The following is a 15490-nucleotide window of genomic DNA, read 5'->3' on the forward strand; positions in this document are numbered from 1 at the left end:
CGCGAGAGAAGTTGCTGGCGGCGCGCGAGATGGTCCTCAACATGGGGCCGCAGCACCCCTCGACGCACGGCGTGCTGCGGGTGATCCTCAAACTCGACGGGGAAACCGTCATTGATCTGGACTGCGACATCGGCTATCTCCACCGGGGCGTCGAGAAGATTTGCGAGAATCGCACCTACGTTCACATCGAACCCTATTTTGATCGTCTCGACTATGTGGCCGCCGTCTCCAACGATCTCTGTTACGTCGAGACGGTGGAGAAGATCGCCGGGATCGAGGTGCCGGAGAAAGCCCGCTACATTCGCGTCATCCTGACCGAGCTTCAGCGCATTGCCAGTCACCTGCTTTGGCTGGGCACGCATGCGATGGATATCGGGGCGGTCACGATCTTTCTCTACGCTTTCCGCGAGCGCGAGGAGATTCTGAAAATCTTCGAGAATTACTTCGGTGCGCGGCTGACGGCCAATGCCTTCCGCATCGGCGGCCTCCAATACGACATCTACGACGGCTTCGAGGAGCAGGTGCGCGAGTTCTGTCGGATCTTTCCCGAACGACTCCGCGAGTATGAGACGATCTTGAACGAGAACCGCATCTGGTTACAGCGCACCGTCGGCATCGGCATCCTGACGGCGGAGGAGGCCAAAGACCTCGGCGTCACGGGGCCGGTCCTCCGGGCCTCGGGCGTGAAGTGGGATATTCGCAAGGCCTTTCCTTACGAAGTCTACGATCAGGTGGAGTTCGACATCCCCGTGGGAGAGAACGGGGATACCTATGATCGCTACCTCGTGCGCATGGAGGAGATGCGCCAGAGCCGACGCATCATCCTCCAGTGCCTGGACAAACTGAAGACATTGCATCCGGGGCCGATCCTGGGAAAAGTGCCCAAGATCATCCGCCCGCCACTTGGCGAGGTCTATCATTCGATTGAGTCGCCCAAAGGGGAATTGGGGATTTATCTCGTGAGCAACGGGACGTCGTTCCCGGAGCGACTGCGGATTCGCCCGCCCTCGCTCATCAATTTGCAGGCGCTCAAGAAAATGGCCGTCGGGCATCTGGTGGCCGATGTGGTGGCGCTCATCGGCTCGATTGATATTGTCCTGGGGGAAGTGGACCGATGAGGGGATCCGGCGCGAGGAGAGAAAGCAATGGAGATTCTTCGGGCGCTCGCTGAGAATCCGGTTATCGCCGAGTACGTACTGGCGCGGCTGCCGGCCATCATCATCGTGCTCTTTCTCATTCTGACGGCGGCGGCCTATCTCGTCTATGCCGAGCGCAAAATCAGCGCCTTCATTCAAGCCCGATTGGGGCCGATGCGCGTGGGCCCGTGGGGATTGCTGCAACCACTGGCCGATGCGCTCAAGCTCCTGTCCAAGGAAGACATCATCCCGGCGCGAGCCGACCGAACGATCTTCGCGCTCGCTCCCATCATCTCGGTGGCGGCGGCGCTCGTGGTTCTGGCCGTTCTTCCCTTCGGTCCGGGACGGGCGACGATTACCGATGTGAATATCGGGTTGCTGTTTATCCTCTCGGTCTCATCGGTCGGCGTGCTGGGAATCATCCTGGGAGGCTGGGCGTCCAACAGCAAATATCCGCTTCTGGGGGCGCTGCGCTCGTCGGCGCAGATGGTCAGCTACGAAGTGGCGATGGGATTGGCGCTCATCGGTCCGCTCATGCTGGCCAAGACGCTCTCGATGGTCGGGATCATCGAGGCCCAGATGAGCGATGGGCTGTGGTACATTTTCTACCAGCCGATGGCCTTCCTCATCTTCCTCATCGGCGGACTGGCCGAGACCAATCGCGCGCCCTTCGACCTGCCTGAAGGGGAGTCGGAACTCGTCGCCGGGTTCCACACCGAGTACAGCGGTTTTCGCTGGGCGCTCTACTTCGTCGCCGAGTACACCAATATCGTCGTCTCGGCGGCTGTCGCGGTGACGCTCTTTCTCGGCGGCTGGCATTTTCCCGGTCTGACGAGGATCGCCCAACCCGGCACGGCGCTCTACACGGTCCTCAGCATCCTGGTCTTCGCCGTGAAGGTTCTGGCCATCGTCTATTGTTTCATCTGGTTCCGCTGGACATTTCCCCGCTATCGCTACGATCAATTGATGGACCTGGGGTGGCGCTGGCTGATCCCGGCAGCGATGGCCAATATCTTGCTCACCGGAGCCATCCTCGTCATCGGTCAGGATATGGGACTGGTCGAGACGGTGGCGACGGCTACGGGCGAACGGCTCGTGAGCGTGGGACTGTGGGGCAAGCTCTTTCTGATCGCCGCGGCGCTTTTGCTGACCATTCCCATCACCTGGGTCATACTGGCCATCATCAATCGCCGCTCGGCGGATTTCAACCTGCGCGTCCAGCGCCAGATTCGGTTGAGCGAAGCCGGAGAGGCGGACAAGGAAGTTTTCGCTCGGGTCTGATGGAGAGCCTCGACGATTCGGAGACCGAAAGAGCACGGGCGATACGCCCAAGGAGAGGATCATGGCCGAGAGACGACGCAACTGGAAGGAAACGATTGCTCGGTTCCTGTTGCTCGACCTCATCAAGGGGTTGCTGGTGACCTTCAAGTATCAGGCGCCGAAGCATTGTTACACCGAACAATATCCCAAGGTGCGACCGAAGATCGCCGAACGGTTTCGGGGAGCGCCCCGATTGAATCTCGATCCGGAGACGGGCGAGACGCTCTGCATTGCGTGCAACCTGTGCGCCGTCGCCTGTCCGGAAAATCTCATCACGGTGATCGAAACCGTCAAGGAATACGTTGATCACGAGGGGAAGACGAAAAAGAAGCGGGTGCTCGCCGACTACACCTACGATACGTCGCGCTGCATGTTCTGCGGCCATTGCCAGGATGTCTGTCCGACCTACGCCATCGAGCTGACGCAGGAGTTCGAGCTGGCCATCTATCGGCGAAAGGATTTCGTCTGGTCGTGGGAGATGCTGGAGAAGGGAATCGAGCAACCGATCTATACCCGCTGAAGAGGCGATGGAACTGAAAGGGGCACAAACGGTCTTCTATTACCTCCTGGCGTTTTTCACCCTCATCATGGGCCTGTCGCTCATTCGGGCGCGGTCGGCCGTGCACGCGGCGCTCTTTCTCATGGGGACGCTCATCGGCGTGGCCGGATTGTTTCTGCTGCTCCATGCGGAGTTCGTCGCCGGCGCGCAAATTCTCATCTACGTGGGTGGAGTGGTCGTCCTCTTCATCTTCGTCATCATGCTGGTGAACGTGCGCGACGAGATCACGGAAGCAACCCGCCTCTTCACCCGACAGGAGCTGGCGGCGTGGATTCTCGTTGGACTTCTCGCCGTGGGAACGATCATCGCCATCCGGCGGGAGCCCAACCTCATCCCCCGCGAAATCACACCGCCGGCGGCGGAAGAAACCGAGGCCGCCGCCCCGCAGTCGAGTGATACGCAGAACGTCGGTCACACGCTCTATACCAAGGCGGCGCTCCCGTTTGAGATCGCCTCGCTGCTGCTGCTTGTTGCCATTATCGGTTCGGTCGTCCTGGCGCGCACGCGGCGACAGGAAGAAACGTTTGACTGATCCGCCCGCCGGGCATGTGAGGGTGACGCGGGCAGGAGTAAGGAGCCACCTATGGGCGACTGGATGGGATTGGTGATCTGGCAAGAACCGGTGTCGTTCTGGGAACGCCTGGCGGCGGGCCTGACAGCTCCCAAAGGCATCGCCGATTTCGTCGTTCTGAGCTTCATGCTTTTTGCCATCGGCGTGCTGGGCGTGTTGTCGCGGCGGAACATTCTGATCATCTTCATGTCCATCGAACTGATCCTCAACGCCGCCAACCTGAACTTCATCGCCTTCACCCGCTACTGGCAGACGGCGGGGAAGATCGGGGAAAACATGGGGCACATCTTCACCATCTTCATCATCGTGGTGGCGGCTGCCGAAGCGGTGATCGGTCTGGGGATCGTCATCGCGCTCTACCGCAATCGGCACACGATCGCCATTGACGAAATTGATCTCCTGAAATGGTGACATGCTGAAACTCATCTGGCTCATCCCGACGCTTCCGCTGCTCAGTTCCGCGTTTCTTGGGATTTTCGGCCGACGCTGGCGATTGTCGGAGAAAACGGTCTCCTGGATCGGCTGTGGTTCAGTCCTGCTGTCGCTGCTGATCTCCATCGGGGCCGTCACGGAGTTCGCCCGCGAGTACTGGCCGACGCATCACCGTCCCTACCTCTCCCGCGAAGCCGGAGGCTTCCCGCACTCTTTCACCTGGGTGATCGGCGGGGACGCTCGCCTCAGTCTCGGACCGGAGGCCGGTAAGACGGTTCCTCTGGTCGTCGAGTGGTCATATCAACTGGATCAGCTCTCGGCGGTGATGATCCTGGTGGTCACCTTCGTGGGCTTCTGGATTCACGTCTTTTCCATCGGTTACATGCGAGGGGAGGGGGGATACTATCGCTTCTTCTGCTACATGAACCTGTTCATGTTCATGATGCTGACGCTGGTGATGGCCTCGAACTTTCTCATGATGTTCGTGGGCTGGGAGGGCGTCGGGCTGTGTTCCTATCTGCTCATCGGATTCTATTTCCACTGGGACTATGCGATCTACGCCAACAAGAAGGCATTCATCGTCAACCGCATCGGGGATTTTGGATTTTTGCTGGCGCTGCTGGCGGTCTTCTCCTTGTTCGGCACGCTGCAATTCACCGAGGTGCTGGAACTGGCCAAAGACAATGCCTATCTGCCGCAGGAGAGTTTCGGGATGTGGGGGCTCGCCTCCTGGATAGCTCTGGGCCTGTTCATCGGAGCGACGGGCAAGAGCGCTCAGCTTCCCCTGTACGTGTGGTTGCCCGATGCGATGGCCGGTCCGACGCCGGTCTCCGCTCTCATCCATGCGGCGACGATGGTCACGGCTGGCGTTTACATGGTCACCCGCACAAACGTCATCTTTCAGAAATCTCCGACGATGATGTTTGTGGTCGCACTGGTCGGGGTGGCCACGGCGATTCTGGCGGCTTCGATCGGTTTCACCCAGCGGGACATCAAAAAAGTCCTGGCCTATTCGACAATCTCGCAACTGGGCTATATGTTTCTGGCCTGCGGCGTGGGGGCGTTCACGGCGGGTATTTTCCACCTCTACACCCATGCGTTTTTCAAGGCGCTGCTCTTCCTCGGCGCGGGTTCCGTCATCATCGCACTCCATCATGAGATGGATATGGAGCGCATGGGCGGACTGGCTCGGTTCATGCCGACGACCTACCGCACGTTTCTGGCGGGGTGGCTCGCCATCTGCGGGATTCCGCCTCTGGCCGGTTTCGTGAGCAAGGATGAGATTTTATGGCGGACATTTTCAACGATGGCGATTCCCGGCGGGCGGTGGTTGTGGCTGGCGGGATTTGTGGCCGCCGGGATGACGGCGTTTTACATGACGCGACTGGTGGCACTCACCTTCTGGGGCCAGCCGCGATTCGTCATCGCGGGGGGAAGCGGAGCCGCCCACGATTCCGGTCATCATCATGGCGGAGCCCACGAAGTGAAGGAGTCTCCGCCGGTCATGACCGTGCCGCTCATCGTCCTGGCCATCGGAGCGATTGCGAGCGGCTGGGTCGGTTGGCCGGCGTCGCTTGGCGGCGGGAACTGGTTCGAGCACTGGCTCGAACCGATCATCTGGCGAGGGACTGAAGCGGGCGCCGGTGGGGCTTTGCACGCCCCGTCGGCATCCGCTGCGGAAGCAGCTCAAGCCGGCCACCACGACGCAACGGAATATCTCCTGATGCTCGCTTCGGTTCTTCTCGCGGCAGCGATTATGTACTGGTGCGCTACGCTCTATGTCCGACGACGCGCGCGCGTGAAAGAGCTGACGGCGGCGCTCGGTCCGCTCTACCGTGCCAGCGCCAATAAATACTGGGTGGATGAGTTCTACGAGGGCGTCTTCGTCAACGGGCTGACGCTCGGTCTCAGCCGCCTCAGTTGGCGCGTGGATGCGCTGGGCGTTGACGGTGGCGTCAACGGCTCGGCCTGGCTCACGGTCCTCTGGAGCAAGATCTCGGGCTGGGTTGACCTCTACGTCGTGGATCTGCTCGTCAACGCCGTGGGATGGACGGCGAAGATTTTCTCCGCCATTTTCCGTCGCGCCCAGACGGGCTTTGCCCAAAATTACGCTCTGGTCATCACGACGGGGTTATTCATTCTCACCGCCGTCTATCTCGTGCTGAAGTTATAAAACGGGGAGAGTCAGAGCTATGGCACAGCATATCCTCTCCATCATCACCTGGCTGCCGACCCTGGGGGCACTCATCATCATCTTCTTTTTCCATCGGGAGAAAAAACACGCCATTCGCGTGTTCGCCAATATCTGGGCGATTCTGAGCTTTCTCCCCTCGCTCTACTTGCTCACCTATGATCGGCAGCTTGGCGGGATTCAGTTCATCGAGGATCACGACTGGATTCCCCAGATCGGCGCCCGCTACCAGTTGGGCGTGGACGGCATCGCCGTCGTCCTGACGCTTCTGACGACGCTCACGGGCGTGATCGCCGTCGCCTGCTCCTGGGGGTTCATCAAAGAGCGGGTGAAGGAGTACTATGCCGTTCTGCTCCTGCTTCAGACGGGGATTCTCGGCGTGTTCGTCTCGATGGACATGTTCCTCTTTTACGTCTTCTGGGAAGTGATGCTCGTGCCGATGTACTTCATCATCGGCGTCTGGGGCAGCGATAATCGGCTCTATGCCGCCATTAAGTTTTTCATCTACACGTTATTCGGTTCGGTGGTGATGCTGCTGGCGCTGCTGAAGCTCTACTTCATTTTCCCCAACTATCTGAAGGATCCCGAGATTGCCCAGGCCGTGATGCAGGCAGCGCGGTTCATCTCCGGTGAGAACGAGCCGATGTATCGGATGATACAGAACGCCATTGATCTGGGCGTGCAGGGGCGGCATACCTTTAACATCATGGCCATGCAGGCGCTGGGAACGGCCCGACACGCCGGCGGACCGGTCATTCCCCTGGATTTGCAAATCTGGTTATTCGCCGGATTCTTCCTGAGCTTCGCCATCAAGGTGCCGATGTTTCCCTTCCACACCTGGCTGCCTGATGCGCATACGGAAGCGCCCACAGCGGGCTCGGTCATTCTGGCGGGTATCCTCCTCAAGCTGGGAACCTACGGTTTCGTCCGCTTCAATCTGCCGATCTTCCCCGATGCCAGCAGCGATCCTCGCGTCGTCCGCATCATGGTCTTCCTCGCCCTGATGGGGATCATCTATGGCGCCCTCGTGGCGATGGCTCAGAAGGATTGGAAGCGGCTGGTCGCCTATTCCTCGGTCAGTCACATGGGCATGATCATGATCGGCATCTTCGCCCTGAATCCCAACAGCTTGAATGGAGCCGTTCTCCAGATGATCAATCACGGCATCTCCACCGGGGCGCTGTTTTTGATCGTCGGCGTCGTCTATGAACGACACCACACGCGCATGATCGCTGACTATCGCGGACTGAGTCATGTGATGCCGGGATTCGCCACGGTCTTTCTCATCATGACGATGTCCTCGATCGGATTGCCGCTTCTGAATGGCTTCATCGGTGAATTTCTCATCCTGCGGGGAGTATTTGAGGAGAATCGCCTGTGGGGGGCGCTGGCGGCGACGGGCATTGTCCTGGGTGCGGGTTATATGCTCTGGCTCTATCAACGCACCATGTACGGCGAGGTGAAAGAAGACAACAAGCATTTGCCCGATCTCTATCCCCGCGAGTGGGCGTATTTCGCGCCGCTGCTTGTCCTTGTTTTCTGGATCGGAATCTATCCCAAGCCGTTTTTGAGCTATTTCCAGAAACCGGTGGCGGTCATCGTCGAGCAGGTTCGACCGGGCTACGCCGCCGGAGCCGTCGAGCGTGCGGGCGCACCCGTCGCTCCGATCATCGGGACGGCTCAGCAGGGACGATGAGAGAGTATTCCACAGTAGCGCGGACTTTCGAGTCTGCCATGTATGCGCAAGCGGGGGAGCTTGCACCACGGGTTCGGAGGAGGATGAGTGGATGATCTTACTCCAGCTTCCTGACTGGCGATGGCTCGTTGACCAGGCGGTCACTCTCTTGATGCCGGAGATCGTTCTCACGGTCTTCGCCTGTTTTATCCTGGTCTTTGAGATCGGCTTGCGGCCGGCCGAGCGACGGTGGACGGCCTATCTCAGTCTCGCGGGCCTGGGTGCCGCGAGCGCCTCGCTCGCTCAGATGTACGCCAATCTGAAGGGGCATGCGGCCACCGGTTTCTACGGCATGTACACGGTGGATAATTTCGCCATTGTCTTCAAGATCATCTTCCTCATCACGGCGGCAGTGGCCATCGCCCTCTCCATTAAATTCCTCGATATCGAGCGCGAGCAGCGCGGCGAATATTATGCTCTCATCCTCTTCGCCACGACGGGCATGATGCTCATGGCCTCCGGCATTGATCTGCTGAGCATCTTCATCAGCTTCGAGCTGGCCGCGGTGACGATCTACGTTCTGGTCGCCTACTTCAAAGGCGATAAGAAATCCAACGAAGGGGCGATGAAGTATTTCCTGCTCGGCATTTTCTCCTCGGGGATCTTCCTCTATGGGCTTTCGCTGCTGTACGGCGTCACCGGCGAGACGAATTTGCGAGCCATCGCCGCGGCCTTGAGCGAGCAGCAGACGCCGGGCTTCCTGACGATTCTCGCGCTGATCTTCATTGCCGCGGGCCTGTTTTTCAAAGTGGCTGCCGTCCCCTTCCACATGTGGGCGCCGGATGCCTATGAGGGAGCGCCCAGTTCGGTGACGGCGTTCATGTCGGTGGGATCAAAAGCCGCCGCCTTCGCCATCTTCGCCCGCATCTTCGTCTACGGATTACCGAGTCTGCGCGGAGCGACGTCGGTGGAGAACCTCGGTTGGTTATCGCTGCTGGCGGTCATTTCGGCCCTTACGATGACCTGGGGCAACATCGCCGCCCTGACCCAGAGCAACGCCAAACGATTGATGGCCTATTCCTCGATCTCGCACGCCGGATTTCTCCTGCTCGGACTCGTCGCCGGGAATCAAACGGGCTACTTGGGCCTGGTCATTTATCTGTTCGTCTACATCTTCATGAACCTCGGCGTGTGGGGCTGCATCATCGCCCTGCGGCGCGAACGCATCCCCGGCGACCAGGTGGACGATTTTAACGGACTCATCCAGACAAATCCGCTCATCGCCGTGCTGATGACGATCTTTCTCATCAGTCTGGCCGGCATCCCACCAACGGCAGGGTTCGTGGGCAAGTATTTTCTCTTTGCGGCCTTGATCGAAACGGGAGACAAATGGCTGGCGGCATTGGCTGTGGTGGCTGTCATTAACACGGCCCTTTCGCTCTACTATTACGCTCGCTTCATTAAGGCCATGTTCATGGGGCCGGTCGGTGAGAAAACGCCCCTGGCGCTCTCGCCCAGTTTGCGCGTGGCTCTGGTTTCGGCCGCCCTCATGGTGGTGATTGTCGGCGTCTATCCCAAACCGTGGATCGCCCTCACCCGTCTGGCTGCCCAGCAACTGGTTCAAACATCCAGTCCTCTCATCACTCCTTTCTGACGTGAGCCACGGGATGAGATACTTTCGCGAGGTGGTCGGTCAGGAGTTGATGTGGGTGCAGCCGAAGCGGCTCACGCGCCGGTATGAACTGCGGGTGGGTGAGGACGTCCTGGCGACGCTCCAGTGGCAGGAGATGTTTGGTTCGCTTGCCGTGGCGGAATCAGCCGACGGACAGTGGACGCTCAAGCGCAGCGGGTTTCTCCGCGCCCGGGTGACGATACGGGTCGCTGGCTCGGATTGCGACAGTGCCGTGTTTGTGGCCGGATGGTGGGGAAATGGAATCCTGGAGTTCCTCGGTGGGCCGCGATTCATCTGGAAACCGCTTAACTTCTGGCGCTCGGAATGGGCCTGGACGGGCGTTGATGGAGCCTTGCTTCTTCGCGTGAAGAGGAAGTTCACGTGGACGAAGGTAGAAGGACGAGTTCAGATTGAACCCACCGCCGGTTCAGTTCCTCAGCTTTCGCTTCTGGCCATTCTTGGGTGGTACCTTGTCGTCATCTTATCGTCCTGAGGGGGGAAGACTCCATCGCCCCGATTGCCCTCGTCGGGTGACGGCTCTGTAGCGGTAATTCACAAGGGGAATCGCCAACAACAAAATGGGGAGCAGTGTATGGGTCTCCCCCACGACTGCTCCCCCCTCGTGCTCAAAACAAGTTACTTCCCACTAATGGGGATAACCTGACCCCGCAGCTCGCCTCCCGGATTGGCCTGAGTGTGAAGGTTCAAATAGACCTGCCCTGCCAGAAGGGCATCAATGAGCGCGTCGGTCAAAGGCTGATTCGTATCGGACTTCGACCACGTCCCGGTGATGAGCTTACCTTCTTCGCACGCAGGCGTACCCTGCGTCCCGCAGAGATTCCTCACGACGCTGGCATTCTGCCCAAAATTACCGGCGGCATGGAAGTGAGCAACCAGTACCGGTCCTGTCAGCCCGGTGAAAGAAAAGGCGTAGCTGACCGATTCCCGATCCGCACTAAGTACGAGCACGGCCGCTCCGATACCGGTGCTCGGAGTGGTCGAGGGACGGGCCAGGAGTTCCTGGGTGAAGTTAATCTCTGCGGTAAAGATCACCGGTCGGGGCTGTTGTTGCGCCAGTCCAACTGCACGGGGGGAAAGGAGACTCGTGCCGATCATCACCAGAGCTGCGACGAGCGCAGCAGCGAACGCTCTGTTTCTCATAGCCTTCCTCCTGTTGGGTTCAATGTGAGACCTCGAACCAACAGATGCAAATTCCGTACCGCATCCCGGGCGCGAAAAGACAATCCATTGAGCTGAAAGGACCTTCCTCCCACTGGCCTTCGAGGAAGGACCCTCAAGCTTCCATTTTTTCGGAAGTGGCATACGAAAATCTGGAAGAATCGGTCCTGGGTTATCGGAGCAAACCTCAGCCATTACTTTAGCCGATGCCACGTAACTGCTTATAGCGATTTTCCGCTGCCCATATCCTGGGAGCGCCCGCATCTTGGCGGCAGAGGCACGCTAGAAGCGTGCGCTTCCGGGGTAAACTCAGTTGGAATTGCCCTCATGATCTCACCGGAGATGGACCCACTACTCTTTTGATCAGCAGACCGGAGGGGATCTGAAAGGCTGATGACTTCTGGGGTTGTTGGACAGCAGGCGGATGTGGACTCTCAGCGCGAAGGCGGTCGGCCGGGGTTAAATGCTAAATCGGCATTAAGGATATTGCCCGGTCATGACGAATCGTCAGATGGTCAACTATGAAGATTCGGCTCTCGGGAGCCACCGTGTAGATGGTCGGGTAAAAATCGGGCATTTGCCGTATTGACGTCTGCGCTGCCACCACATTAGTTTATAGGCACACTTTGGCCTATCTTGGCGAAGGTAGGCGGAAGGGTAGGGGCAGAGAGGATGGAGACGGCAGTACCGAAGGTAGTTTTCACGCTCAAAGAAGTCGCCGCTTACCTCAATGTTCATCCCGATACGGTTCGTCGCTATGTCAAGCGAGGTGAGCTTCCGGCCTTCAAAATTGGTTCGGATTGGCGGTTCAACAAGGAGTCCATTGATCTCTGGCGCAAAGCGCAGGAAGAGCGGTGCCGGGCTCGACATCACGACCCTCCTCAGACAGGGCGCAAGAGGAGAAAATCCCCGCTGGATTTGCCGGAGACCGAGGATGGTCGCCATGCCCGCTCCTTATCGCGTGCCGGGAGGAAAAAAGGAGCGTGATGGCCTATCGGGTCTCAGCAAGTCCTCTGTCGGCTCGTTTTGAAGGTATCTGCACTCATAATCGAGGACAGGGGGGATGGGGGGATGAAAAACCCAAATCATGTCGTTGTCGAAGGGCGCGAGCATGGCCTTGCGCAAGCAATGGCGACATTGCGCACGATTGCCGAGGCGATGAGCGCGCAGCAGGACCTCCGAACGCTGCTGGAGACCTCGGTCGAGGCCGTCGTCAAAGGGCTTGCAGTCGAGCGGGCCACGATTTATCTCCTCGATGGTGACAGAATTTCCGATTTTGTTACGACGGGCGTACCTGCTGAAAAAATGCCGCTGCTGGAATCGTTGCGGGGGCGTCCGGTCCAGGATTTTCCCATCAGCCAGCGGCTGGCAGAAACGAACGAGCCCATCATCCTGCCCGATGCTCAACAGGGGGATCTGATCCCGCACGAGCTGGCGCGGGCTCTCGGCATGCGTTCGACCATCTGTGCTCCGCTCAGAGCGCGGGGCCGAGCCGTCGGAGCGTTATTTCTTGACACAAGCCACCGGCGAGCCTTTACAACTGATGAGATTATCCTGGTCAAAGCGATTGCCGATCAGGTCGCCGTGGCCATTGAAAACGTCTCTCTCTATCGCAAGCTGGCTGCTTCGGAAGCAACCTATCGCAGCATTTTTGAGAGCGCTGTTGTGGGCATCTATCGGTCATCACCGGAGGGAAAATTTCTGGCGGCGAATACAACGCTGGCGCGGATGCTCGGCTGCGCGAGCGCTGACGAGTTGCTCGCTCTTCCGGCGGCGAGTTTCTATCCGGATCCGTCGGATCGAGATCGCTGGCGAGAGGACATCGAACGGGTGGGCTTCCTCGACGGTGAGCGCATGTTGCGTCGCGTGGATGGCCGGGTGATCTGGGTTCATGATGTCGCCCGCGCCGTGCGGGACAGTTCCGGTCGCCTGCTCTACTACGAAGGGACTCTCATTGACATCACCGAGAAGAAGCAGACCGAAGAACACCTCCGTCATTCCAGTCAATGGCTCCGGCAATTGTTCGAGAATGCACCCCTGGGAATCATCATGGTGGATGAACAGGATCGCGTGCTCGAGGCGAACCGGGGATTCGAAACTATCTTCCAGTATCGAGCTGAAGAGGTTCGTGGACGGCGCATCAATGAGATCATCGTTCCCCCGGCGATGGAGCCGGAGGCCTCGGTCCTCTCTCAACGGGTACTGGCCGGGGAGAGGATTGACGTCGAGACGGTGCGACAACGCAAAGATGGCCAGCTCGTCCCGGTGCGGATTTACGGCGTTCCCGTAACGGTCGAAGGGAAGCAGGTGGGGCTGTACGGCATGTACGTGGACATGAGCGAACACCGTCGGGCCGAGGATGAGTTGCGAGCCTCTGAAGAACGCTATCGCCTGCTGTTCGAGCACAACCTGGCGGGAGTCTTTCGCACGAGTCTCGATGGACGATTCCTCGACTGCAATCCCTCGCTGGCGCGGCTGCTGGGTTATGAAGCGGCGGAGGAGTTGCGCGGCCGTCACACCTGGGAGTTCTACTGGGATCCAGCGGAGCGTGAGGTGATCCGTGAGATTGTTCGGACTCAGGGGAGCATCACCGGTTATGAGCTGTGCCTGCGGCGACGAGATGGGCGTCCCGTCTGGGTGCTGGAGAACGTGAATACGGTTTTCGATGAGGGCGGATCGCCGGCCTATTACCTGGGAACGCTCGTGGATATTAGCCAGCGCAAACGCGCGGAAAAGATCACGACCTCACTCTACCGTATTTCCGAAGCGGCTCATGAGGCTCGCACGCTCGATGAGTTGTTCGCTTCGATTCATCGCATCGTGGCTGACCTCATGCCCGCCGAGAACTTCTACATCGCTCTCTACGATGCCGGGACGGAGATGCTCAGCTTTCCCTACTTCGTTGATGAGAAGGATGAACCGCCGGCCCCGAGGCAACGGGGGCGGGGATTGACCGAATATGTCCTGCGGACGGGCGAACCGCTGCTGGCCTGTCGGGAGGGCATCATGAAGCTCATCGAGCGGGGGGAAGTCGAACTCATCGGGACGATTCCCGTGGATTGGCTGGGCGTACCCTTGAAGGTGAACGACAAGGCTATCGGCGTGCTCACGGTACAGAGTTACAGTGAGGGCATTCGTTACGGGGAAGAGGAGAAGAACATCCTGCGGTTTGTCTCCAATCAGATTGGAATGGCCATCGAACGCAAGCGAGCGGCTGAAGCGCTCCGTCGCTCCCAGCAGCAATACCAGATGCTGGTCGAAGCCGTCAGCGACATCGTCATCTCGCTCGATCCCGAGGGGAGGATCAGCTATGTCAATCCCAGCGTTCGCGCCATCGCGGGGTACACACCGGAGGAGGTCATCGGGAGACATTTCACCGATTTCGTTTATCCCGAGGACATCCCGAAAGTCGAGGAGATACTCAACCGCCGCCGTCGCGGAGATACGCAGCCGGGCGAGTTTCGCGCGCTGGCCAAAAGCGGCGACGTTCGCTACCTCCAGAGCCTGGGGCAGTATCTCTGGGAAGGTGACCGCATCCTCGGGTTTACCGGCACATTGCGCGACATCACCGAACGGGTTCGCACCGAGCAACGGCTGGGGCGCATCTATGAAATCGTCACCCGCTATCAGGGGAATGAACTTTTCAACCGCGCAGCGGCCGCCGTCGCGGAATTGTTAGGCACAACCTACGCCGTCATCGGCGAGATGGACGAAAGCACCCGTGGCTTTCGCTCCCTGGCTTTCTATCATGAAGGAAAGGTGGAGGCCGGAACCCTCCATGATCCCACAGGCACGCCTTGCGAATCGGTCATTGCGGAGCGCCGACTTCGTATCATCCCCCGTCATGCGAGCCACCAGTTTCCTCGGTTGGTTGACCTCGTCGGATCGCCGGTGGAGTGCTATATCGGTGCGCCGATCACCGAAGATCACGAAACGGTGCTCGGCGTCGTCTGCGCGTTCGATCCGCAGCCGAAGGAATTCAGTGAAACCGAGGCGCGGATTCTGGAGATCGTCTGTCACCGCATCGGCGCCGAGATCATCCGACGTCGGAACGAGGCGGCTCAGCGAAAATTGCAGGAGCAGTTATTCCAGGCCCAGAAGATGGAATCGGTGGGGACGTTGGCCGGCGGGATCGCTCATGACTTCAACAATCTGCTCACCGGAATCATGGGATTCACTGAGGTCACCCTCATGGAGCTGGGAGCAGATGATCCTCGGTCCGAGTACCTTCGTCATGTTTTGTCGTTGAGCACTCGTGCTCGCGATCTCGTGCGTCAGTTGCTTTTGTTCAGTCGGCCCTCGCCGGGAGAAAAAGAACGATGCTCCCTGCCGCAGTTTTTGCGCGGCGTGGTGGAGCTGTTGCGACGCACGATTCCCGAAAACATTGAGATCGTTCTTCGCACGGCTCCGGATGATCTCTTCATCGAGGCGAACGCTTCTCAGCTCCAGCAGGTTCTTCTCAATCTCGCCGTGAATGCCCGCGATGCCATGCCTGATGGAGGCCGTCTGACCATCCATCTCGAATCAGTAGATCTTGGCGATGCTCCTGGCCCGCGCACTCCCTCCGGGACGGGGCGCTTTGCCCATCTGACTGTCAGCGACACCGGCGAGGGAATCCCGCCGGAGATTCTCCCCCACATCTTCGAGCCCTTCTTCACCACCAAAGAGGTGGGCAAAGGGACCGGACTGGGGCTGTCGGTCGTCTACGGGATCATCAAAGCGCACGGCGGCTGGGTGGATGTCGAGAGCACAGTG

Annotated in this window: 11 protein-coding genes and 1 pseudogene; 11 read left to right on the forward strand and 1 reads right to left on the reverse strand. The window is 59.1% G+C overall.

Annotation, left to right across the window (positions count from 1 at the left end):
- The first annotated feature begins 14 nt into the window (after positions 1-14).
- The 9 genes and pseudogenes from VNM72_15500 to VNM72_15540 all read left to right on the forward strand — a co-directional run bounded on the left by VNM72_15500 (position 15) and on the right by VNM72_15540 (position 10049).
- Positions 15-1118, forward strand: coding sequence for an NADH-quinone oxidoreductase subunit D (locus tag VNM72_15500; protein HXF06799.1), 1104 nt, complete (start codon positions 15-17; stop codon positions 1116-1118).
- Positions 1119-1145: 27 nt separating this feature from the next.
- Positions 1146-2174 (forward strand): annotated as a pseudogene (gene nuoH / locus VNM72_15505) (NADH-quinone oxidoreductase subunit NuoH).
- 304 nt (positions 2175-2478) lie between these two features.
- Positions 2479-2976 (forward strand): 4Fe-4S binding protein, encoded by a 498-nt coding sequence (locus VNM72_15510; protein ID HXF06800.1) that lies wholly within the window; start codon positions 2479-2481, stop codon positions 2974-2976.
- 7 nt (positions 2977-2983) lie between these two features.
- Positions 2984-3547, forward strand: a complete 564-nt coding sequence (locus VNM72_15515) for an NADH-quinone oxidoreductase subunit J (protein ID HXF06801.1) — start codon at positions 2984-2986, stop codon at positions 3545-3547.
- A 51-nt stretch (positions 3548-3598) separates the two neighbouring features.
- On the forward strand, positions 3599-3997 hold the full coding sequence (gene nuoK / locus VNM72_15520) for an NADH-quinone oxidoreductase subunit NuoK (protein ID HXF06802.1): 399 nt from the start codon (positions 3599-3601) through the stop codon (positions 3995-3997).
- 1 nt (position 3998) lies between these two features.
- Positions 3999-6191 (forward strand): NADH-quinone oxidoreductase subunit L, encoded by a 2193-nt coding sequence (gene nuoL / locus VNM72_15525; protein ID HXF06803.1) that lies wholly within the window; start codon positions 3999-4001, stop codon positions 6189-6191.
- Positions 6192-6210: 19 nt separating this feature from the next.
- Entirely contained in the window at positions 6211-7905 is a 1695-nt protein-coding gene (locus tag VNM72_15530) for an NADH-quinone oxidoreductase subunit M (GenBank protein HXF06804.1), read from the forward strand.
- 91 nt (positions 7906-7996) lie between these two features.
- Entirely contained in the window at positions 7997-9538 is a 1542-nt protein-coding gene (locus tag VNM72_15535) for an NADH-quinone oxidoreductase subunit N (protein ID HXF06805.1), read from the forward strand.
- A 13-nt stretch (positions 9539-9551) separates the two neighbouring features.
- Positions 9552-10049: a hypothetical protein gene (locus VNM72_15540; GenBank protein HXF06806.1), complete on the forward strand. Its 498-nt coding sequence runs from the start codon at positions 9552-9554 to the stop codon at positions 10047-10049.
- 143 nt (positions 10050-10192) lie between these two features.
- Here the strand turns inward: VNM72_15540 and VNM72_15545 are convergent, their stop codons facing one another.
- Entirely contained in the window at positions 10193-10717 is a 525-nt protein-coding gene (locus VNM72_15545; GenBank protein ID HXF06807.1) for a CHRD domain-containing protein, read from the reverse strand.
- 690 nt (positions 10718-11407) lie between these two features.
- Here VNM72_15545 and VNM72_15550 point away from each other — a divergent pair.
- Both VNM72_15550 and VNM72_15555 read left to right on the forward strand, forming a co-directional pair.
- On the forward strand, positions 11408-11722 hold the full coding sequence (locus VNM72_15550; protein ID HXF06808.1) for a helix-turn-helix domain-containing protein: 315 nt from the start codon (positions 11408-11410) through the stop codon (positions 11720-11722).
- 84 nt (positions 11723-11806) lie between these two features.
- Positions 11807-15490, forward strand: a 3684-nt coding sequence (locus VNM72_15555; GenBank protein ID HXF06809.1) for a PAS domain S-box protein, incomplete at its 3' end; no start/stop codon positions are given.

Source organism: Blastocatellia bacterium (assembly GCA_035573895.1).
Taxonomy (GTDB): domain Bacteria; phylum Acidobacteriota; class Blastocatellia; order HR10; family HR10; genus DATLZR01.